Below are 22213 nucleotides of genomic sequence, written 5' to 3'. Positions count from 1 at the left end.
GCCCCTCCACTCGCGAGCGCGGACAGCGGCGAGTGTAGTCCGGTGACCGGCCATATATGGCCGGTGCTCTGTCCTGTCCCCCGAGCCGGGTGAATACGACGATCAGTGGTGCCGGGCCCATCGGCGGGTGGTCCTGCCGGGCAGCGGACGCCGGGATCGCACGGCCGGCCCAGCAGCGGGAGCGTGCCGGAGCCGAAGGGCTGTCCCACCGACTGCCCAGAAACGGGATACGAGATACGAGGAATCGCCATGGCATACCGCTGCTGGTGCGGAGAATGCGCTTTCAAGACGCCATGGCTCAGCGAGTCCCAGGCCGAGACCCGGCTGATCCAGCACTACGCCGAGAGGCATCCGGGCGTTGAGCCCGGCGGCCATGTGGAAGTCGATCGCAAGAGTCCGAACGGGGGTACGGGATGTCTTCAGGTGGTGGGAATCCTCGTCCTGTTGCTGACCCTCGCGGCCTCATGCCGTCAGTGGTACGGGAATTGAGCCCGAGGGCTCTGCCTGCCCACCGGAATGGGACGTCCGGGCGGCCGAGCGGAAAGGACGCCGCCCCGCCCGGCCCTGAACATGTCGAATCATCGAGGAAAGGAATACGCATGCGTCAACGGCGCATTGTCGGTCTTCTCGCCGGAGTCCTGGGACTTCTCCTGGCTCTGACGGGCACCACCGGCGCCACGGGCGCTGTCGCGGCCGAGGCCGGAACGGCGACGGCAGCGGTCGCGGGAGGGGAGAAGCGTGTCTTCAACGCCATGCAGATCATCTTCCGGCCGGACACACCCGACCTCTTCTGCACGATCGGAGCGGTCGGCACGGACACCTACGGGCGGAACATCGCCATCTCGGCGGGGCACTGCCTGCGCGGCGAGGAGTACGCCGACCGTGACATCCCCGAGAACATCCAGCCCGTCTACGATCGCGGCGACGCCGGCTTCGGCCCCATCGGGTACGTGCGGTACTTCAAGGATCCCGAGGGCTCGATGACCGGGCACGCCACCAAGGACTACATGATCATCGAGCTGGTGCCGACCGTGACCCCCTCCTCGCAGGGCCCGCACCTGAAGCAGGTGGGTGAGACAGCGGTTGCCGGCGGGCAGCCCAGCCCCAACGCCCTCACCCCGCCGCTGGCCGTCGAACGCCTCCTCGGCACAGCCCTGTTCGACAACAACGAACTGGTGGTGTCCGGTCAGCTCGGTGTCTACTACGGACGCATCACCAACAACTCCAGCGGCATCTACCAGTCCTGGGCTCCGCACAAGGCCGGAGACTCGGGGGGACCGGCGATCTGGCACGTGCCCGGCAGCGCCTACCCCTCGTCCGGGAACGGCTTCCGGGCAACCGGCCCCTGGGCGGGGATCACCAAGGCCATCTTCCTGGGAGTCCCCCAGTACGCCTATACGAGCTCCGCGAACATCCTCGCCGACCTGCGTGCCCGGGATACCGCACACCCCGGCGTCTACGGCGCGGGCTTCCGCGTCACCACCAACCCCTGAGGGCCGTGCGCGGGCACACGGCACCCGCACCGCGTTCCACGCCATCGGGGACGGCGACGCCGCACCGTGATCGCGCGCAAACGACCGGAACATCTCGCGACAGCCGGCCGGCCCTCACGGCCCTCGCCCCGGGCCGGCACCGCCCGACGCCCGGTCCGCCGAGCAGCCGGCCCCATGGGACGACCGAAGTGACCGTCCCCCACGGCAAACCGAAAGCAGAACGCCCTATGAAACCCATGATGTCCGGCGCACAGATCCGCGCCACGATACGCGCCAAGGCGGCCGCTGCCGCGATCGCCGCGACGGCGGTGCTGACCGCACTGTCCGCACCGGTCGCACACGCGGACACCCCCGTGATCCCGAGCTTCACCGACGGCTACGGCCTGACCCAGGTCACCGACGCCACCGAAGTGCACTCCAGCACGGACTTCACGATCACCGTGACAACCCCGCAGCTGTCCGGCCGGCACAAGATCCGCGTCTTCCTTCCCGCCGGCTACCGGACGGAGCCCGCCAAACGGTGGCCCGTGGCGTACTTCCTCCACGGTGGAGGCGGCACCGTGGACGATGCCGCCGCCGCCCCCGCTCTGCGCTCGGACTCGATGATCACCGTGGTCCCGGACGGCGGCCTGAAGGGCTGGTACGCCGACTGGGTCATGCAGAGAACCGCTCTGGGCGCGGCCAACTGGGAGACCTTCCACATCAGCCAGGTCATCCCGTTCATCGACGCCAATCTGCGCACCGTCGCCGACAGGGGACACCGGGCGGTCATCGGTCTCTCGATGGGCGGTTACGGAGCCCTGCGCTACGCCGAGGCCCACCCCGGCCTCTTCGGCCATGTCGCCTCCCTGTCCGGCGGCATCGACTTCGGCATGGCGGAGATTCGCGCGGCCGTCCTGGCCACGGAGCTCAACCTCACCGGCGCGTGGTGCGCGGTGAGCAGCTCCACCCCGTCCGGCACCGGCCGGTGCACCGGCTACGGGCCCTATGTCGACAGTGACGCGATCTTCGGCTCCCCGTACCCGGTCCTCGACGCGGACCGCGTCTGGAAAGCGGTCAACCCCGCCGCCCAGGCCAACCTCGCCGCTCTGACCGGGACCGGGGTCACGCTCTACACCGGCGACCAGGGGCCCATCGACCACTTCACCGAGATCGCCGCCAGGACGGTCAAGGACCGTCTGGACGTGCTCGGACTCCCCAGCCGCCTCATCAACTACGGCAATGGCTCCACGCTGGCTCCCACGTGCGACGGCGGTCACAACTACGGCTGCTGGGCCCCCGCGCTCGCCGACTACATTCCCCGCCTCACGACCGAGTTCGCCGCGGCGAGCTGACCCCGGGGAGCCGTGGCGCACGGCTCCCCGGAAGACCCCGGACCGATCATCAGGGGGTGAGTTCCTCCGGACACGTCCGGTACGGGGAGGAGACACGCGAGACTGGGCGCATGTCTCTTCCCCGTACCGAGTGCCCCGAGCCCGGGTGCGGCCGCGATGTCGCGGTCAGCAGCAAGGGGCTCGTCTACCGCCACGATCCGGCATCGGGCAGGACCGCGGAGCTGAAGTCGTGCCCCGGGAGCCTGAAACCGGTCCGGGCCCCGGACGGCGACCCGGTGCTGTTCGTGACCCCGGGGATGCCGGAGCCGGCCCGGTTGTTCTGAGCGGCCGAGCCCGTCCCGAGCCCGGCGCGAACGCCTTGCGTCGCGCTGGGCCCGGCTGTCCCGGCGGGTGATCGACAGGGCCCGGAGATCATCGGGTGCGTGCCGGACCCCTTCTTCGACGCGCTCAGCCCGCGAACCGGGCCATCCATGCCTCGACGTCGTCCGCCGACCGCGGCAGGCCCACCGACAGGTTCTCGTTGCCGTCGTCGGTGACGACCAGATCGTCCTCGATCCGGACGCCGATGCCGCGCCACTCCTCGGGCACCGTGAGATCGTCCGGCTGGAAGTACAGTCCCGGCTCGACGGTGAGCACCATGCCCGGCTCCAGAACACCGCCGACGTACTCCTCGTGCCGGGCCTGGGCGCAGTCATGGACGTCCAGACCGAGCATGTGACCGGTGCCCGCCATGGTGAAGCGGCGCTGGAGGCCGAGTTCGTACGCGCGGTCGGCGGGGCCTTCGATGAAACCCCATTCGACCAGCCGGGCCGCCAGGTAACGCTGGGATGCCTCGTGGAAGTCGCGGTAGGCGGCGCCCGGCTTGACGGCGGCGATGCCGGCCTCCTGCGCCTCGTACACCGCGTCGTAGACCTTGCGCTGCAGCGGTGTGAAGGTGCCGCTGATCGGCAGGGTGCGCGTGACGTCGGCGGTGTAGAGGGTGTGGGTCTCCACGCCGGCGTCGAGCAGGAGGAGGTCCCCGGCCCGTACCGGACCGTCGTTGTCCGTCCAGTGCATGATCGTGGCGTGTTCGCCCGCGGCGCAGATCGAGCCGTAGCCGACGGCGTTGCCCTCAAGGCGTGCACGGCGGAAGAAGGTGCCCTCGATCCATCGCTCGGACGACGCGATCGCCCGGGAGAGCTCACCGATCACATCGGTGAATCCGCGCACGGTGGAGTCCACGGCCTTGCGGAGCTCGGCGATCTCCCAGTCGTCCTTGACGAGGCGGAGGTCGCTGAGCGCCTCTTCCAGTTCGGCGTCACGCTCCTCCTCGGTGGTGACGGCGGTCTCCAGGGACGGGTCGATCCCGCGGACGATCCGGGTCGGCGCAGCGGTGGCGGCGGCCAGGTCATCGGCCGCCGCACGGACGTCGCGGCAGGGCAGACCGAGCACGAGCTGCGACTCGGCGAGGGAGCGGCGGCGGCCCATCCACAGTTCCGCCGTGGGGCCGGTCCAGAATTCGTCGTTGTTCCTGCTGTCCCGCGGCAGCTGGTAGCAGTAGGCGTCGTGGCCGCCGTTCGCACGGGGTTCGAGGACGAGGGCGCCGTCCCGGGCCCGGTCTCCCGTCATGTGCACATAGCCCGAGTACGGGCGGAACGGGTAGGCGTCGTCGTTCGACCGGACCTTGAGGTTCCCCGAGGGAATCACTAGGCGTTCGCCCGGGAAGCGCGCGGAGAGCGCGGCGCGGCGGCCGGCCGCGTATGGGGCCTGCTCGGCGAGCCGCAGGTCGTGCCGCTCGGTGTCCGCCCACCCCGTCCGCATCAGAGCGGACAGTTCCTCGGAGATCCCTGGGTAGAGACCGTTCTTTCGGCCTTTCGCCACGTCGTACGCCTTCCTGTGGGTGAGTGCCTCAGCGGCGAGGGGGGCCTCGGGAGCCGCGCGGACCGCTGCCGCTCGCGGTGCCTCCCGGGCGCCCTCGCTGCCGCCGGTCGTCGGCGGCTCCCGGACGGTATCGCGCGCGGTGAGCGTGCGGTGCCGAAGACCGCCACTGGCACAGATCCGCCAAATCCCTGGCCGGAGCCGTCGATAATGTGGTCCATGACGAACGGGAAACTCGGCGAGGCCCTGCGGCTTCTGGGAATCGATCACGCGGCGGTCCGGGTCTATCTGGCGCTGCTGGAGCTGGCCCCCGCGCCGCTGAGCGCGATCGGGACCGCGGCGGGTCTGGACGGTGCGGATCTCGCCGCGTCGTACGGCGCGCTGGTCGACGCCGGTCTCGCCAGTGCCGCCGAGGAGGGCGAGGACGTGGTGGCGCCGGTTCCCCCCACCGCGGGCCTGGAGATCCTCGCCCGGCACCGGGCGGCCGAGGTCGAGGAGTCGCGCATCACCGTCGGGGGCGCGTTCGAGTCGTTCCGGCGGCAGCGGCTCGCCGCGTACAACGATCATCTCGTCGAGGTCGTGACCGGCGACGCCATCGGCCCCAGGATCCGTCATGCCTGGGCGAGTGCCCGCGACAGGATCCGGCAGTTCGAGTCACCGCCGTACTTCCCCCTGCCCGGAGCCACGGACGACGCGCTGGCGACACTCGCCCGCGGTGTGACGCAACGCGTCGTGTACTCGCGGGAGTCGCTGGAGCATCCGGGCCACCTGAAGAACGTCATCGAGCCGTGCATCAAGGCCGGTGAGCAGGCGAGGGTGCTGCCGTCGGTGCCGGTCAAACTCGTGATCATCGACGAGGCGTACGCACTCGTGTCGTTGTCGATCAAGGAGGCCGACGTGCACAACACCATGCTGGTCGTGCAGCCGTGCGGTCTGCTCTCCGCGCTCGTGGCGCTGTTCGAGCAGTCCTGGCAGAACGCCCTGCCCTTCCACGGCCGCACCACCCGGCCGGGCGGTCTGCCTGCCGCCGACCGCCGGCTGCTGTGGCTCCTCGCGGGCGGCGCGAGCGACGATGTCATCGCCCGCGAGCTGGGAATCAGCCGCCGTACGCTGTTCCGCCGCCTGCAGATCCTGATGGCGCAGCTGGGCGCCGCCAACCGCTTCCAGATGGCCTTGCAGGCACAGCGCTCCGGATGGTTGTGACCGGGCCGCCGACGGGCGAACCGGTTCCGGGACCGATCAGCCGCCGACGGCTGTTCGAGGGCGGCGCGAACCGCCCGAGGGAGCGGTGAGCCGTACGAGGGTCTCGCGAGCCGTACAGGGACCGGAGGGAGCGGAGGGAGCGCCTCTGCTTTCGGCCAATCATGCGGCCGGGGAGTGTCGTGCGAACGATGGGTGAGTGGACCCGGCCCGGCGGGACGTCAAGATCGTCCCGCGAGCGGGCCGGCCACCGGCTCACCGACGCGGAGGTCCGCCGTTCGCCCCCGAGAACGAAAGGAAGCCGACTCCCGTGAGGGGTGGCACCGTCGATGCGTACGGCCCGGGGGACGGCCCACTCCCGCAGCGCGGCCTCCCTCCGCGCCTCCTCGCACGCCGGACAGACGAGGTGAGAGCACACGGGGGCTTCGGCGCCGGCCCCGAGGCATGGGTGGCCCGGCCGGGCGGGGGCGCCCGGCACCGGGCGATCGGCCGTGTGCCGGAGCGAATTCACCGGGCGTGGTGCCGGAGCCTTCCACCGCGCATTACGCGCTGCCGTACGGCCGTGGAACGGTAAGCGGCACACGACCCCCCGGGTTCGTACAGGGATCGGGTCCACGGCCGGATTGCGCCGCGGAGCCGGACATACTGCACCCCGTACTGGCCTTGTGGCGCTCGGTGACGCCTGGTTAGGCTCCGGCTCGTTTCAATTCCTTGGCATTTTCTGCAAGTTCTGGACGACTGGTGAACAACCTCCGGTCGTCGCCGCATGCGGAGAGGGGGCATGGATGGCAGGGACATCGGCGTCCCGGGCGGACAACAGCCCGGCCACTCCGCCCGCGGCCGAGCCCCCTGCTCCGCCCCGCGACGTACGCCTCTTCTGGTGGGCGAGCACCGCCGACGCGCTCGGGAGCCAGACCTCGGGCATCGTGCTTCCCCTGCTGCTGCTCACCTTGGGGTACTCGCCCGCCGCAGTCGGTCTGATCGCGGGTGCGTCCGCGGCCCTGGGAATGGTGCTGGGCCCGCTGGCGGCGGTCCCCGCCGACCGGGGGGCCCGCAAGACGGTGATGCTGTGGTCCGCGAGCGGGGCCGCTCTCGCCATGGCGACCGTGTCCGTCACCGTGGCGTCAGGACGGCCGCCACTGGCCCTGCTGCTGTGCGCCGTGCTCGTGGAACGCTTGTGCACCGCCTCCTACGAGGCCGCCTCCCGCGGAACGATCGCCATGATCTGCCCGCCGGCGGGCTACCCCCGCCTCGTGGCCCGGCTGCAGGTGGGGGACAACGTCGCCCTGGTCCTGGGACCCCTGCTCGGGGGCGCGCTCTACCAGGTAAGCCGTGCCCTGCCCTTCCTCGCCGATGCCCTGTCCTACACGGTGACCGCCGTGTGCATCCGGTTCATGCGCGCTGATCTGCGTGCCCCCGCCACGGCGGACACCGAGACCGCGACACCCCTCGCGGACGGGCCCGGGGAGGAGACACCGGGCGCGACAGGTCCCCGCAGCGGTGGCGGCGGTCCGGAGCGGCACGCGCGTCGGCTTCGCCGCACGGCCCTGCTCGCCGAAGTCGGCGCCGGTCTGCGCCTGGTGGGTTCCTCTCCGCTGCTGCGCCTGGTCATGCTGTGGACCGCCGTCGTGAACGGGGCGCTGTCCGCCCTCTACTTCGGGGTGCTCTTCTCCCTCCGGCACGACGGCCACAGCGGGTCCGCGACCGGGGTGGTCCTGGCCGTGTCCGGGGCAGCGGGCATCGCGGGCGCGCTCGTGGCACCCGCGCTGGCGGGCCGGCTCGGTGCCACGCGCACCTTCCTCGCGGTGACCTGGCTGCTCGTGCCGCTCGCCGCGGGTCTGGCCGCGACCCGTTCGCCGTGGGCCTTCGCCACGCTGTTCGGCGCGGTGTGCCTGATCCTGCCCGCGGCCACCGTCGTCCTCCAGTCCAGGACCATCGCCACCACTCCGCCGCACCTCCAGGCACGGGCCGGGGCCGTCCTGGCCGCCGCCGCGGGCGGCGCCGCCGCACTGGGGCCCGCGGCGGCGGGGCTGCTCGCGTCACGCGCGGGCACGGCCGGACCGGCCCTCGGCTGCGCGGTGGCCCTCATCGGCCTTGCCGCGTATACGAGTTCGGCTCATCCTCGTACGCTCAAGAGCACCGGGAGCACCTCGTGACGGGCCCGTCGACCGCAGATTCCGCGAACAGCCGCACCGCGGGCGAAGCACCCCCTCCGTATCTCGTCTCCCGGGACGCGCTGCCCGAGGTGTGCGCGACGGATCCGCTCCGGATGGTCTTCACCGCCGACGCGGGGGGTCGCTGCGAGGTCTTCACCTGGGATGCCACGACCGCCACCGCCCGGCAGGTGACCGACCACCCCTTGGGCACGTTCCACGGTTCCATCGACGCCGACGCCCATGTGTGGTGGTTCGAGGAGGACGCCCGCGGTGTGGGCCGCTGGAAGTTCCAGCCCTTCGACGGCGGGCCCGCACGGGACGGCCTGCTCGGCGTTCCCGCCGGTCCGGCCCGTGGTCTGAGCGTGAGCCGCACCGGCACCGTCGCGGTCGCCCTGGCCGACGCGGAGGGCACCACCGTGCACTGCGGCCGGCGCGGCGGCGAGGCGCGTACGGTGACCCGCCTCCCCCATCACGCCACCCTGACCGGGATCACGGCCACCGGTGGTCTGCTCGCCGTGAGCGCGCAGGCCCGCTCCGCGAACGCGGTCACCGTCTTCCGCACCGACGGCACCCGCTGCGCCGTGCTCCACGAACCCGGTGGAGCCCTGTGGTCCCTCGGGTTCGGGCCCCGTACCGGGCAGCGGGATCTGCTGCTGATACGGGAGTGGCAGGGACGCTACCTGCTCGCCACCTGGTCCCCGGGGCAGCCGCTCGTCACCCACGCGTGGTGCGCGTTCGACACGGAGATCACCGGGCGCTGGTGCCCGGACGGCCGCTCCGTGCTCGTCCGCCAGGACCGGCACGGCCGCAGCATCCTGCACCGTGCCGACCTCGCCGCCCGCACGCTGACCGTGCTGCCCACCGACCCCGGCACCCTGCTGGACGCCTCCGAGCACATGAACGGCGACGTCCACACCCTCTGGACCAGTACCGCCACCCCGCCGCGCGCGCTCTCCACCGCCGGCACCCCGCTGCCCTCCGCCGCGCGCCTCGCCCCGCGGGTACCGGGAGTGCCCCACGATCTGTGGACTCCGGGCCCCGACGGACCGGTGCACACCCTGGTCACCCTGCCCGAGGGGACGTCCGCGCCCACGCCCACGGTGTTCCTCGTCCACGGCGGCCCCGCCGACCACGACCGCGATGCCTACGACGGCGCCGTGCACTCCCTGGTGGCTTCCGGGTTCGCCGTCGCCCGGGTCAACTACCGCGGCTCCACCGGGTACGGGCCCGCATGGCGGGGCGCGATGACGGACGGCGTCGGACTCACCCAGGTCGCCGACCTCACGGCGGTCCGTGCGGACCTGGTCGCGCGCGGCTGGGCCGACCCGCGGGCACTCGCCCTCTGGGGCACGTCCTGGGGCGGGTACCTCGCCCTGCTGGCGCTGGGAACCCGGCCCGGCCTGTGGCAGGCGGGGGTCGCCGTGAAACCGGTCGCCCATCTCGCCCATGCCCACGCGACCACCACACCGGCCCTGCGCGCTCTGGACGAGCGGCTCTTCGGCGGAACGCCGCAGGACCTCCCCGAGGTCTACGCGCGGAGCTCGCCGCACACCTACGTCCCGCACCTCGACGCGCCGCTGCTGCTCGTCGCGGCGACGCACGACGTGAAGTGCCCGCCCGGCCAGATCCGGGAGTACCTGGACGAGCTGGCCGCCCATCACAAGCGGCACGAGGCGCTGTGGCTGGACACCGGCCACGACGGATACGACGGGCGGGACCACGTGAAGGTTCTGCGCGGCGCCCTCGTCTTCCTCGACCGCGAACTGCGCGGCCGTCAGCGCACCACCCCCACAGCGCCCCCCGCCACCCGGCGGGGGGAGTCCGTCCGGCCGACGGGCGATTCCGCAGCGGCCGCGAACGGCACACCGCAACGCCTCACGGAAAGGCAGACCCATCATGCAGAAGGACATCATCAACAACGACCCGCTCACGGGTGACGAGGAAAGCCGCAAGCCGGGCATCAGCATCACCATCACGGTCCCCATCCGCAACGCCGAGGACTCGGACACCGAGAGCTAGTCCTCATGGGGCCGGTCCGATGCCCCGCGCACCGGGCCGGCCCTCCTCCCCTCCGGGACCCGGGACCCGGGACCTCGTACCTCCGGGCCTCCGGGCCTCCGGGCCTCCGGGCCTCCGGGCCTCCGGGCCTCCGGGCCTCCGGGCCTCCGGGCCTCCGGGCCTCCGGAGCGCCTGACGGTCCGGACCGTCCCGAGTGCCTCGGTGCCCCCGCACGTCCCCGCCCCGCCGCCGCGACGCCACCGCAAGGAGCCCCCGTGCGTGTTCTGCTGGTCAATATGCCCTGGTCGCCCATCGACCTTCCGTCACTCGCCCTGGGGATCCTCAAGCGCAGCGTGGACGAGCGCGTTCCCGGGGCCTCGGCGACGGTGCTCCACGCCAACCTGGAATTCACCGACTGGATCACCTCACGCACCGAGTTCACGGCCGACGACTACGAGTACTACGCCCTCTCCTCGTACTTCATGGGCTGCGGCGACTGGGTCTTCTCCTCGGCCCTCTACGACGACCCCTCCTGGCGCGAGGCGGAGTTCACCGAGGCCATGCGCACCCGGCTGAAGAAGTCCCGCCTCAAGATGTCCCACGAACTGCACCGTCTGGCACCGGACTTCGTCGCGGAGATGGCCCAGCGGATCGTCGACGAGGCGCCCGACGTCGTCGGGTTCACCTCCACGTTCCAGCAGAACACCGCGGCGCTGGCCGCCGCCAAGCACGTGAAGCGGCTCGCCCCGCACATCAGGACGGTCATGGGCGGCGCCAACTGCGACGCCGAACAAGGGGCGGCCCTGCACCGCAACTTCCCCTTCGTGGACTATGTGGTGCGGGGCGAGGGAGAAGCCGCCTTCCCCCAGTTGCTCAACGCGCTCGCCACGGGGGAGGACCCGGCCGGGGTGTCCGGTCTGTGCCACCGGTCGGACGACGGGGTGAGTACCGTGAACGCCATGGCATCGAGCCCGCTGCCGCCCGCGACCATCCTGGCGCCCGACTACAGCGGCTACTTCGAACGCTTGGCGTCCTCCGCCGCCCGCAACTGGGTCGAGCCGAAGCTCGTCGTCGAAGGAGCGCGCGGCTGCTGGTGGGGCGAGAAGCACCACTGCACCTTCTGCGGACTCAACGGCTCCTTCATGCAGTTCCGCAGCAAGAGCCCCGATGTCTTCTACGACGAGATCATGGAACTGGCGCGCAAGCACCGGGTGCTCGACATGTACGTCGTCGACAACATCCTCGACATGGGCTATCTCTCCACCGTGCTGCCCCGCATCATCGACAGCGGCTACGACCTGCGGCTGCACATCGAGATCAAGGCCAACATGCGGCGCAGCCAGCTGCGCACGCTGTCCGACGCCGGCCTCATCTACGTGCAGCCCGGCATCGAAAGCCTCAACAAGCGCGTGCTGGACCTGATGGACAAGGGCGTCAGCGGCTGCCAGAACGTCCGGATGCTCCGGGACGGTGCGGAGACGGGGCTGTCCATCTCGTGGAACTACCTCCACGGCTTCCCCGGGGAGAGCGCGAAGGACTACGAAGGGGTCATCGGCCAGATTCCGGCACTGGAACACCTCGACCCGCCCGTCGATCTCTCCGCACGGATCGCGATCGAACGCTTCAGCCCGTACTTCAACAAACCTGAACTGGGGTTCTCCGGGCTCCGGCCCGAGGCGCACTACCGCTTCACCTACGATCTGCCGGAAGAGGAACTGTACGACCTCGCCTACGTCTTCGAGGCACCTCAGCGGGGCATCGGCGAGACCACCGTCTCGGCTCTCAACGATGCGCTGGCGCTCTGGAAGGAGCACCACGCCGACGCCCGCCTCACCCAGGCGGACCTCGGTGACCGGATCATCCTCGTCAGCAGGCGGCGCGCCTTCGACTGGCGGGTCATGGAACTGTCCGACCCCTTCGAGATCGCGGTCTTCCGCCTGCTGGACCAGCCCCACGCACCGGCCTCGCTCCTTCGCAAGGCGACGGTACGGGTGCCCGGCCACACCCGTACCGAGGCGGACGTCGACGCGCTGCTGGCCCGCTGGCAGGAGCGCGGGCTGCTGTTCACCGACGGCGGCCACTTCGTGCACCTCGCCCCTTCCGCCGTGAACGAGGACCTGCTGCGCCTGGGCTTCATGCGCACCGCGCACGCGGCGCCCGCACCCGATTCCCCGCCGGAGTCCGGCTCCGGGTCCGAGCGCGGAACGGACAGCGGAGCCAGGACGGACCGCGACGCCGTACTCGCCTGACGCCTCCCGCTCCCCCGACCACCCCGCCCTCTCCCCCTTGGCCTACCGGCCTACCCACCAGCTGACCCGCTGATCTGCCCGATGTGAGCGAAACCCGACGAGCCGGAGACGCCCTGCCATGGACTCAGCCCTCGACACCACCGCGGACACCCTGCGCGTCGCGGCCTGGCGCGACTACGACGAAGCCGCCTGCGCCCTGCCCGGCATGTTCCTGGGCGAACTCGATCTGACCGGCCCCGTGGCACAGGAGAGCGACCGGCTCTGGGAACTGGGCGCCCGCCGCGTCATCCTGCCCGCCGCCGTGGACCTCACGGCCGCGGGGGACCTCGACAGCGCCCGCCGCACCGTGCGGGCGCTCAGCCTGGTCCGGGACCTCACCGCCCGCGCCGTGCTCGTCGAGTGGGACCTCCGGCTGGACCCCGCGCGCCCGGACGACTGGCTGACCCTCAGTCATCTCCAGCCGCCCCGGACCCTGCACGGGGCACCTGACCCGCTCGCCACGCTCACCACCTGGCGCAACGGCCACTACCTGGGCAAATGCCTGTGGCGCAACGGCCCCGGCTTCCTCCAGATCCGCGATCGCCGCTGGGGCAACCTCCAGCGCTTCACGGCGGACGAGCCGCACTACCGCAGCGCCGTCGAGGAGCTCTCCTACGGGGCTCCGAGCCGGTCCGTGCCGAAGGACGCCCTGGAGGACTTCACCGAGGAGAAGCTCGTCCTCCATCTCGGACCGCTGGCCTGGTGGGTTCCCTACCGCGTGAGCCGGTGGATCCAGGAGCCCATGGCGATCTGAGACCGGCGAACGAACGGCGAACCCCCCACTGTCGTGAAAGACTTCGGCCATGGAGGATGTGAGACTGACCTTCGACGACGGCTCTGTCGTACGCCTGCACCTTGCGCCGCAGACCGGGACGCCGACGGACCGTCCGGCCGCCGACGCGCGCACCGGCGAGCACGACGGCGACCCGGCGGGCGAGTTGGACCTGCCGCCGGGGTTCGGCAGCGCGCGGCCGGTGAGTTCCGACGGACGCACGGCGCGGACCCTCACCCGGAGCGGTCAGGCGCTCAGCGACGCGTTGCGTCCTCTCGGCGGGGTGCTGAGCGGCATCCACGACTCCTTCAGCCGGTTCGCCCAACGGCCCGACGAGGTCACGGTCGAGTTCGGTGTCACGCTGGGCAGCGACCTGAGTCTCGGCGTGTTCTCCGGAAGCGGCGAGGCCAGCTTCACCGTCTCGGCGACCTGGAACCTCAACGGCACGGAGGAAGCCGCGCCGACGCACCCGCCCGTCGCAGAGCTGCCCAGCCAGGTCAACGGTTCCTGACCCGTATGCGGCTGGATGTGACGCCCTCGCTCGCCGACACACCGCTGCACCGGGCGTTCGTGTCCGTCCTGGGCCGGGACCAGCCGGTCGGTGCGGGCGTACTGCTCTCCCCCACCCTGGTCCTGACCTGCGCACATGTCATCAACAGCGCACTCGGCCGGCACCGCTTCGACACGCCCCTGCCGTCGCGGGGGCAGCAGATCGGGCTGAGGTTCCCGCATGTCGACCGGGAGCGCGAGCTGATCGGCCGGGTGCTGCCGCACTGCTGGCGGCCGCCGCGCAGCCGCCCCGAGGCCGACCGCCCGAGCCCGCCCGGAGCCGGCGCCCTTCCGTACTACGGCGATCTCGCGGTCGTCGAGCTGGACACCGAGGCCCCACCGGGCGCCGAACCGGCACCCTTCCTGACCCATCGGGACGGCAACGAGGTCATCGCGCAGTGGGCGAGCGGGCACGCCCTGCCCACCCTCCGCGCGATGCCACGGGTCTCCGCCCATCCCTGGATCGCGCTCGACGTCCTGGGCGGGACCGTGGCCGAGGGATTCAGCGGCGGGCCGCTGTGGGACCGGGAGCGGCAGGCCGTCGTCGGGCTGGTCGTCGCCGCTCACGAGAGCCGCACGCAAGGGGAGCACTCCGCACCGGCCGGGCAGTACACCCCGCCCGCCGCGATGTACGCGATCGGGCTCTCCTCCATCGAGTCCGAACTCCCCGGTCTTCCGCCGGTCGCCGTCCCCGCCGCGGGCCGCGGCCGACAGCAACTCCTGGGCGCACTGGAGAAGTTGCTGCCGACCCGCAGAGAGATCATGGCGTGCGAGGAGCGGCTCGCCGGACGGCTCGGGCGGCGGTCCTCCGGTCCGGCCGCCGACATCGAACGGCTGGCGGGGATGGCCATGGGCGTACGCCGGGGCGTCCCCGAACTCCTCAACATCGTCTACGAGCAGCTCGCCGAACTCCGTCCCGGCTCCCCTGCGGCCGACCCCGACTGGGAGCGGGCGCTCGGGATCGCGCGCATCGTCAGCCCGCGGGAACGGCTGTCGCCGGGGCAGCGGCGCAATCTCAACGCCCTGCTCGCCGAGTGCCGCACCACCGACCCGGGTGCGCTCGTGCGCACCGTACTTCCCTACGCGGACGACCTGCCGCGGCCCCTCGATCTCGCGGACGCCACGGATGTCCTGGAGCGCTACGACGCCCAACCCGGCCAGCCCATGCCCCCGTTGTTGCAGGGCGTCATCCACATCAGCGTCCAGGAGCGCGCGTCGGGCGCGTATCTCGCCGACGATCTGGACGCGTGGGTACGCAGCACCGCCCCCCGGCTGGGCGTGGCGCCCGCCGCCGTCGCCCAGTTCCGGGCGGATGTCTCGGCGCAGGCCGGGGCGCGTGGAGCGCGACCGCCGAGCACCGCTCCGCCCCGGGTCCAGGTCGAGCTGCTGCCCGTGTCCACCGGCCATCTCTTCACGTATCAGATCTGGGTCTGGAGCGGCGACGGACGGCACGAGGTGGTCCTGACCGAGGACACCGAAGTCACCAGTCACCGCGTCGTGGAGGCCATCCGGCAGGTGCTGCGTACGGAGGTGGAGGAGCATCCGGAGACGGCGCTGGTCGAGTTCTTCGTGGCACCCGCCTGGCTGCGGCTCGATGTGGACGCCTGGGAGTTCCCGGGCAGCGCCGACGACGGGGGCTTCCGGCCCGGCATCACCCGCCGGGTGGTGCTGCGCAGTTCGGAGCGGACCCGGGAGACACACGCCGGGTGGAAGCGCCGCAGCAGCGCGCTGCCGTCCTCGCCCCGGCTGCTGCTCGATCAGCGTTCCTCCGACCCGGCGGTGGCGCAGGCCAGACTCGAAGTGAATCCGGAGGCCGGGATCGTCGTCGTCTGCTGCGACCGGCAGTACCAGGGGCTGGTGCTGCGCCAGTGCATCCAGGCCGGGGTCCACACCGTGCTGTGGCACCGCGAGGAGCACGGCGGGCAGATCGCGGCGGACCTGCTGGCGCTGGTCGAGGGTGTCGATCACGCGCGCATCCCCGAAGCGGTCCGGCTGGAGCGGGCCAAGGCCATGGCCGATCCGGACTGCACGACCCACCACGGGCGTGAGCTGTCGCTCCTGCACGACGGCCCCGACCACCGGCCACCGCCCCTGGCACCCGCCCCGTGGACCCTCACCCAGCCATGAACCCGTCCCGACGAGGAGACCGCGTCGTGCCGCATCCACGCGCCACAGCACCTGGTGACAGCAGCTCGCCCGCCGAACCCTGGTGGGTGTTCCGCGGCCCGTCCGACCTGCCCGAGCCGCCACCGTGGCGGCGCTTCCCCGCCGCACGGCGCAGCCCCGGCTCCCAGCGCTACCTCATGAACGCCGACGAGATCGCCGTCGTCAACGCCGCGCTCCATCTGCGCCGCCCCCTGCTGGTGACGGGCCGTCCCGGCACCGGGAAGAGCTCGCTGGCCCGCGCCCTCGCCGAGGACCTGGGGCTGGGCGAGGTGCTCCGCTGGTCGGTGAACAGCCGGTCGACGCTGCTGGACGCCCTGTACCGGTACGACGCCGTCGGCCGACTGCGCGAGGCGTCGCTGCAACGTGAGCGCGACACGCCGCGCGGTCCGGCACGGCGGCTCAAGAGGCGCGGCGCGCAGAGCTCGGACATCGGCAACTACCTGCGTCTGGGGCCGCTGGGAACAGCGCTCGCCGCCACCGGCGGCCCTCGCGTGCTCCTCATCGACGAACTCGACAAGTCCGATCTGGACCTTCCCAACGATCTTCTGGTGGTGCTGGAGGAGGGCGAGTTCGAGATCCCGGAGCTGGCGAGGCTGCCCGAGCACCAGCAGACCGCGGATGTTCTCGTCACGGGCAGCAGGGAACGCATCCGGGTGCAGCGCGGCCTGGTGGCCTGCGAAGAGTTCCCCATTGTCGTCATGACCAGCAATGGGGAGCGGGACTTCCCCCCGGCCTTCCTGCGCCGTTGTGTCCGGCTCGACCTGCGCGACCCGGACGAGGCGAAGCTCCGTGACATCGTCCGGCAGAACCTCGGTGAGGCCGCCCTGGCCGAGGCCGACGATCTGATCTCCGAATTCCTCCGGAAGGCGGCCGTACAGAGCCTGGCCACCGACCAGTTGCTCGCCGCCGTCCATCTGCGGGTCACCGGCGCCGACCTCACGCGTGAGGAGCTGCTCGGCGCGGTCATGCACCGGTTGGACGAAGCGTTCCCCTCATGATCGATCGGCTGCACGTGCTCCTGGATTCCCTGGGGTACGACCTGGCGGCGCCCGAACTGCTCGATGTGCTCTGGCTCGCGCGGGCGATGGGCCACGCAGCACCGGCGCCCGAGCCGGCGACCGGCCCGCCGGCGGTCCGGCCGGGTGATGCGCCCGTCGTGGAGCCGGTGGGGGACGCCGGGCCCGGGTCGCCCGCAGCGCCGCCCGAGGCCGCCCGCGATCCGCGCGTCACGGCGCCCGCCGCGGAGCCGGCCGGCCGGCCGCACCGTCTGTACGCCGCCGACGGCCAAGGCGGCGGCGCCGCACCGGAGGGCGCCGGGACCCGGGCCCGTTCCGTTCGCGCCCCGGGGCCCCGGGCACTGCCGGGGACGCAGCCGCTGGCCCGCGCGCTGCGCCCGCTGCGCGGCTACCGCGACCACCGCTACCGTACGGTCGCGGACATCGAGGCCACGGTCCGGCTCACCGCCGAGTCGGGTGTGCTCGACGTGGTGGCCCGGCCCGAGCAGGAGCTGCGGCACACGGCTGTCCTGCTCGTGGACGACTCGCCGTCCATGCGGCTCTGGCAGCCGCTCGCACGGGAGGTGAAGCGCCTCCTGGAGCGAGCCGGAGTGTTCCGTGCGGTACGGGTGCACCGGTTCGCCCTGGGAGGTGGTCACCGCCCCACCGGAACTCCGCGGACGGAATCGCCCGTCACCTTCGTGCTGACGGACGGTGTGGACGAGGCATGGCAGAGCCCTGCGGCGGACCGGTTCATCGAGACGTGGGGGCGCGCCGGGCCGCTGACCGTGCTGCCGCCGCTGCCGCGGCGGCTGTGGCGTGGCACGGCCTTCGACGCACAGCCTCATCCGGTCGTGGCGGAGCGGCCGTTCGCGCCCGCCCGCGAGCTCCGGGTCCTCGACCCGCTCAGTGGTCTGCCGGTCGGCCGGACGGCGGACCGGCCCGCTGTCCCGGTGGTCGCGCTCACGCCGTCCTCGCTGTCCGCGTGGGCCCGGCTCCTCACCCGGCCCGGCACTCCCTCGCTGGTGGACATCGCCCTGTTCGACGCCGGTGGCGGGGCGCCACGGGCTGCCGGTCCTCCCCCCTCGACGCTCCCGCACCACCGTCTGGAACGCTTCCGGGCCTCCTTCTCCCCGGACGCCTACCGGCTGGCCGTGCGGCTCTCCGCGATCAGGCCGCTCAGCCTGCCGGTCATCCAGCTGGTACGGATCGCCTCACTGCCCGGCACGTCACCGACAGCGGTCGCCGAGGTCCTGCTCGGTGATCTGCTGCGGCCGATGGAGGACAGCGGGCCGGGAGACCTTCGTCTGCCGACGGCTGTCGGGGGCAGGCCGGCCGATCCGCTCTACGACTTCAGGCCCGGAATCCGGGACCTGCTGGCGAGCGGGCTCAGCGTGGAACAGTCCATCGAGGTCGTCGAGGCAGTCGGCGGTGCGCTGGAGCCCTATCTCGGCCGGATGCCGGACTTCGCCGCGCTGCTCGACGATCCGCGGGGCAATGAGCACCGCTCGGCGGGGACATCCGCCTTCGCGGTCCTGGTCAGTCCGGTGCTGGACCGGTTGTACGGCAGGGCCGCGCCGGTCGCGGAGGTTCCGGGCGCGCGCCGGGTACCCCTGCGGTTCACCGTCTTCGGACCGCATCTCGCCTGGCGGGGCACCGAGCCGGTCCCGATGGGATCGTCGCGGCAGAAGGCGGTACTGGTGGCGCTGCTGCTGCGCAGGGGCCGGGCCGTGGACGACACGGTGCTCGTGGACTCGGTGTGGGGTGAGCAGGCGCCCGACGACAGGACGCAGGCGGCGCGGTCCTATGTCTCCCGGCTGCGGCGGGCGTTGGCCTCCGCCGGGATCGAGATCGAGGACACGGCGGACGGTTACCGGTTGCCGGCACCGGGCGAGAGGGACGAACCGGACCTGGATCTCACGGTCGCCGAGCGGCTCCACGAGGAGGCGAAGACGGCACGGGCGGCGGGCGACCTTGCCGGGGCCCGGCGGGCGCTGACCGATGCGCTGGCCCGCACCGAGGGACCTCCGCTCGACGGGATCACGGGCCCCTTCGCCACGGACCAGGCCACCCGTCTCGCCGAGTGGCGCCTCGCGCTCCTCGAATTCCGTATCGAACTCGATCTGGAGGCGGGGGATCATGCCGCGATCATTCCCGAACTCGGCGGCCTGACCCAGGCACATCCGGTGAACGAGAGGCTGCGCGCGCATCTGATGCTCGCCCTGTACCGCAGCGGCCGAGAGGCCGAGGCCCTCGCGGTGTACACGGATATCCGCAGACTGCTCCGCGATGAACTCGGCCTCGACCCGGGCCCGGAACTGACGCGGCTCCAGACGCGCATCCTGCAGGGCGCCGATGCCTCTCACCCCGCCGTCGCCCCACGCCCGCGGCCCGTCCTCGCGACCTCACCGGTCACGGCACCACCGGTGGACGGGGTGCGGTTCGCCGTGCTCGGGCCCGTACGCGCCCGGCGCGGTGACGAGCCGCTGCCCTCCGGTTCACCGCAGCAGCGGGCCCTGCTGACCGCGCTGCTCCTGCGCGACGGGCGGACCGCCACCGCGGCCGAACTCATCGACGGAATCTGGGGCGAGGACCCGCCCCAGCAGGCACTGGCCGCGCTACGGACGTACGCCTCCAGGCTGCGCAAAGTCCTGGACCCCGGTGCCCTGATCTCCGAAGCCGGAGGTTACGCCCTCCGTATCCCCGCCGGCGCACTGGATCTCCACACCGCCCTGCGGTTGGCCACCGAGGCCGAGCAGGCCCGGACCAACGGCGATCTCCCTCAGGCCCGCGCCCTGATCACCGAGGCGCTGGCCCTGTGGGACGGCGAGGCGCTCACCTCCGTGCCCGGTCCGTACGCGGAGAACGAGCGCACCCGGCTGGAGGAATGGCGACTCGAACTCACCGAGACGCGGCTCGACCTGAATCTGGAATCCGGTTTCCACGCGGAGGCGATTTCCGAGCTGACCGCACTCACCGCCGCACACCCTCTGCGGGAACGGCTGCGCGAACTGCTGATGATCGCCCTGTACCGCAGCGGCCGCCAGGCCGAGGCCCTCGCGGTGTACGCGGACACCCGCCGGCTGCTCGCCGACGAACTGGGCGTCGACCCGCGCCCCGAGCTGGCCCAGCTCCAGCAGCGCATCCTCCAGGCCGACGAGGAGCTGGCCCGCCCGGCCGGGCAGCACTCCCCTGCCGAGGAGACCCCCTGGCCGCCTCCCCCGGCCATTCCTCGCCAACTCCCGGCTTCTGTTCATGACTTCACGGGCCGTCAGCACCATCTTCTGGAGATCACCGAGCATCTGCTCCGGGCCGACGGTTCGGTCATGGCCATCACCGCGCTGGGAGGCCTGGGGGGCGTCGGCAAGACGACCCTCGCCGTCCAGGCTGCCCACACGGTCCGGGCCGACTTCCCGGACGGCCAGTTGTACGTCGACCTCCAGGGCGCCGGATCCCGTGCGGCGGCGGCCGAGGCGGTGCTCGGCTCGTTCCTGCGCGCGCTCGGCACCGCCGACTCCGCCATCCCGGACACCCTGGACGAACGGGCCGCCCTGTACCGCTCCTCGCTTGAGGGCCGCCGCGTCCTGGTCCTCCTGGACAACGCTCACGACGCGGCCCAGATCCGACCCCTGCTCCCCGGCACGGCGGGCTGCGCGGCGCTGGTCACCAGCCGGGTCCGGATGGTCGACCTGGCCGGCGCGCACCTGGTGGACCTCGATGTGATGTCCCCCCAGGAAGCCCTCCAGCTCTTCACCCGGATCGTCGGCGAGAAGCGGGTCGGCGCGGAGCGCGAGGCGGCCCTGGACGTGGTGGCCGCCTGCGGCTTCCTCCCGCTGGCCATCCGCATCGCCGCCTCCCGCCAGGCCGCCCGCCGCACCTGGACCATCTCCGTCCTCGCCGCCAAACTCGCCGACGAACGCCGCCGCCTGGACGAACTCCAGGCCGGAGACCTCGCGGTCAGGGCCACCTTCGAACTCGGCTACGGCCAGCTGGAGCCCGCGCAGGCCCGCGCCTTCCGCCTCCTCGGCCTCGCCGACGGCCCGGACATCTCGCTGGCCGCCGCCGCCGCCCTGCTCAGCCAGGAGCCGCACGCGGCGGAGGACCTGCTGGAGGACCTGGTCGGCACCAGCTTCCTCGAATCGGCGGCACCGGGACGCTACCGCTTCCACGACCTCGTACGCCTCTACGCGCGCGCCTGCGCCGAGCGCGACGAACAGCCGCCGCAGGAGACGGACATGGCGCTGTCACGGCTGCTGGACTTCTACCTCGCCACGGCGGCCGGGGTGTACGCGCTGGAACACCCCGGTGACCGGCTGGTCGACCATCTGGAGCCCACGGAACACGGAGGCCTGGTCTTCGGCGGCCGGCGCGAGGCGATCGACTGGCTGTACTCGGAGGCGACCGCTCTGCTCGCCTCGGTCCGCCAGTCCGCGGGCCCGTCGCTGCGGCGCGCTGTGGACACGTTGTGGGCCACCCAGGATCTGGCGGACTCGGGCGCCGCTTCACGGCAGTACGAGGCGGCCGCCACGGCCCTGTGGGAAGAGGCGGCGCGGCGGAGCGACCCCGGGGCCGAGGGGCGGGCCGCGCTGGTCGTGGCCAGGAGCCATATGAACGCGGGCAGGTTCGCGCAGGCCGACGACGCGGCCGCCCGCGCGCTCCTGATGGCGGAGAGCTGTCAGGACACCCTGGCGACCTGCTGGTCGCAGAACAGCCGGGGCACGATTGCTCTCTATCAGAACCGCCATGAGCAGGCCGAGCGTCATCTGACGGCTGCCCTGGCGGGTTTCCAGGCCGTCGGTGACCGGCCCGGCGAGGCGAGCGTCCTGTGCAATCTGTCCCGTGCCCGGCTCGCCGTCGGTGAGGTCTCCTCGGCCCTGACACTCGCGGAGGAGGGGATGGCCGTCTACGACGGCCTCGACATGTCTCTGCGTGGCGCCAACGCGCGCTACGCGCTCGGACTCGCGCTCACGGCCGCCCAGCGGTTCGACGAGGCCATCGCTTCGTTCCGCGAGGCCCATCTGAGGTTCGCCGACAGCCGCCAGCGTCTCTGGGAGGGCATGAGCCTCTTCAGGATCGCCGAGGCCGAACTCGCCGCGCACCATCCGGCAGCGGCTCTGGACCTGGCCGAGCGGGCCCTGGCCGTGCTGAGCGGCATCGGCGGGGACTGGCGGAGGGGCAACGTGCTGACGGTCCTGGGGCGCGCACTCCAGGCCGTGGGACAGACGGACCGGGCGCGGGCGTGCTGGCAGGAGGCGCTGGACCTCTTCGAGGAACTCGGTTCCCCCGAAGCCCGGCAGGTGAGCGAACTGATCGAGGGCCGGATGTCCTCCTCCGTACCGAACACCGCGTAAGGGCTGTCCCGTCGACGCACACTGCCCCGCTCCCGGTGCGAGTCCGGGAACGGG

The 22213-nt window shown here is 72.1% G+C and carries 14 protein-coding genes and 1 pseudogene; 14 read left to right on the top strand and 1 reads right to left on the bottom strand.

What is annotated here, in order from left to right:
• Nucleotides 1-599 precede the first annotated feature (599 nt).
• The 3 genes from A6A29_RS19725 (at nucleotide 600) to A6A29_RS19715 (ending at nucleotide 3150) form a co-directional block, all read left to right on the top strand.
• Entirely contained in the window at nucleotides 600-1493 is an 894-nt protein-coding gene (locus A6A29_RS19725; protein ID WP_073721475.1) for a hypothetical protein, read from the top strand.
• Nucleotides 1494-1720: 227 nt separating this feature from the next.
• Nucleotides 1721-2827, top strand: a complete 1107-nt coding sequence (locus A6A29_RS19720) for an alpha/beta hydrolase (RefSeq protein WP_073721474.1) — start codon at nucleotides 1721-1723, stop codon at nucleotides 2825-2827.
• A 110-nt stretch (nucleotides 2828-2937) separates the two neighbouring features.
• Nucleotides 2938-3150, top strand: coding sequence for a hypothetical protein (locus A6A29_RS19715; RefSeq protein ID WP_073721473.1), 213 nt, complete (start codon nucleotides 2938-2940; stop codon nucleotides 3148-3150).
• Between the two features lie 124 nt (nucleotides 3151-3274).
• Here the strand turns inward: A6A29_RS19715 and A6A29_RS19710 are convergent, their stop codons facing one another.
• Nucleotides 3275-4687, bottom strand: a complete 1413-nt coding sequence (locus tag A6A29_RS19710) for an aminopeptidase P family protein (RefSeq protein WP_073721472.1) — start codon at nucleotides 4685-4687, stop codon at nucleotides 3275-3277.
• 216 nt (nucleotides 4688-4903) lie between these two features.
• On the opposite strand from A6A29_RS19710, the gene A6A29_RS19705 reads away from it, so the two are divergent.
• From A6A29_RS19705 to A6A29_RS46665, 11 genes and pseudogenes are all read left to right on the top strand, one after another.
• The gene (locus tag A6A29_RS19705) at nucleotides 4904-5887 is read left to right on the top strand and encodes a LuxR family transcriptional regulator (RefSeq protein WP_198953109.1); all 984 of its coding nucleotides are present in this window, start codon (nucleotides 4904-4906) and stop codon (nucleotides 5885-5887) included.
• Between the two features lie 782 nt (nucleotides 5888-6669).
• The gene (locus A6A29_RS19700) at nucleotides 6670-8040 is read left to right on the top strand and encodes an MFS transporter (protein ID WP_198953108.1); all 1371 of its coding nucleotides are present in this window, start codon (nucleotides 6670-6672) and stop codon (nucleotides 8038-8040) included.
• Between the two features lie 113 nt (nucleotides 8041-8153).
• On the top strand, nucleotides 8154-9977 hold the full coding sequence (locus A6A29_RS19695) for a S9 family peptidase (protein WP_073721792.1): 1824 nt from the start codon (nucleotides 8154-8156) through the stop codon (nucleotides 9975-9977).
• Nucleotides 9937-10059: a hypothetical protein gene (locus A6A29_RS47555; protein WP_274535814.1), complete on the top strand. Its 123-nt coding sequence runs from the start codon at nucleotides 9937-9939 to the stop codon at nucleotides 10057-10059. The genes A6A29_RS19695 and A6A29_RS47555 overlap by 41 nt, the downstream gene beginning before the upstream one ends.
• 254 nt (nucleotides 10060-10313) lie before the next feature.
• Nucleotides 10314-12287: a RiPP maturation radical SAM C-methyltransferase gene (locus tag A6A29_RS19690; protein WP_073721469.1), complete on the top strand. Its 1974-nt coding sequence runs from the start codon at nucleotides 10314-10316 to the stop codon at nucleotides 12285-12287.
• 118 nt (nucleotides 12288-12405) lie between these two features.
• A complete protein-coding gene (locus A6A29_RS19685; protein ID WP_073721468.1) occupies nucleotides 12406-13080 on the top strand; it encodes a DUF5825 family protein in 675 nt (224 codons plus the stop codon).
• Between the two features lie 49 nt (nucleotides 13081-13129).
• On the top strand, nucleotides 13130-13609 hold the full coding sequence (locus tag A6A29_RS19680) for a CU044_2847 family protein (RefSeq protein ID WP_073721467.1): 480 nt from the start codon (nucleotides 13130-13132) through the stop codon (nucleotides 13607-13609).
• Between the two features lie 5 nt (nucleotides 13610-13614).
• Nucleotides 13615-15774 carry a VMAP-C domain-containing protein gene (locus tag A6A29_RS19675; protein WP_073721466.1) on the top strand — a complete coding sequence of 720 codons (2160 nt, stop codon included), beginning with the start codon at nucleotides 13615-13617 and terminating at the stop codon, nucleotides 15772-15774.
• Nucleotides 15771-16811: an AAA family ATPase gene (locus A6A29_RS19670; protein ID WP_079182869.1), complete on the top strand. Its 1041-nt coding sequence runs from the start codon at nucleotides 15771-15773 to the stop codon at nucleotides 16809-16811. The genes A6A29_RS19675 and A6A29_RS19670 overlap by 4 nt, the downstream gene beginning before the upstream one ends.
• A pseudogene (locus A6A29_RS47550) lies at nucleotides 16808-19093 on the top strand (SAV_2336 N-terminal domain-related protein); the annotation flags it as partial. The gene A6A29_RS19670 and the pseudogene A6A29_RS47550, both read left to right, overlap by 4 nt.
• Before the next feature lie 141 nt (nucleotides 19094-19234).
• Nucleotides 19235-22159: an AfsR/SARP family transcriptional regulator gene (locus tag A6A29_RS46665; protein WP_241838577.1), complete on the top strand. Its 2925-nt coding sequence runs from the start codon at nucleotides 19235-19237 to the stop codon at nucleotides 22157-22159.
• Nucleotides 22160-22213: the final 54 nt, after the last annotated feature.

Source organism: Streptomyces sp. TSRI0281 (assembly GCF_001905125.1).
In the GTDB taxonomy this organism is placed as follows: domain Bacteria; phylum Actinomycetota; class Actinomycetes; order Streptomycetales; family Streptomycetaceae; genus Streptomyces.
This window is presented reverse-complemented; position numbering and strand designations above follow the sequence as displayed.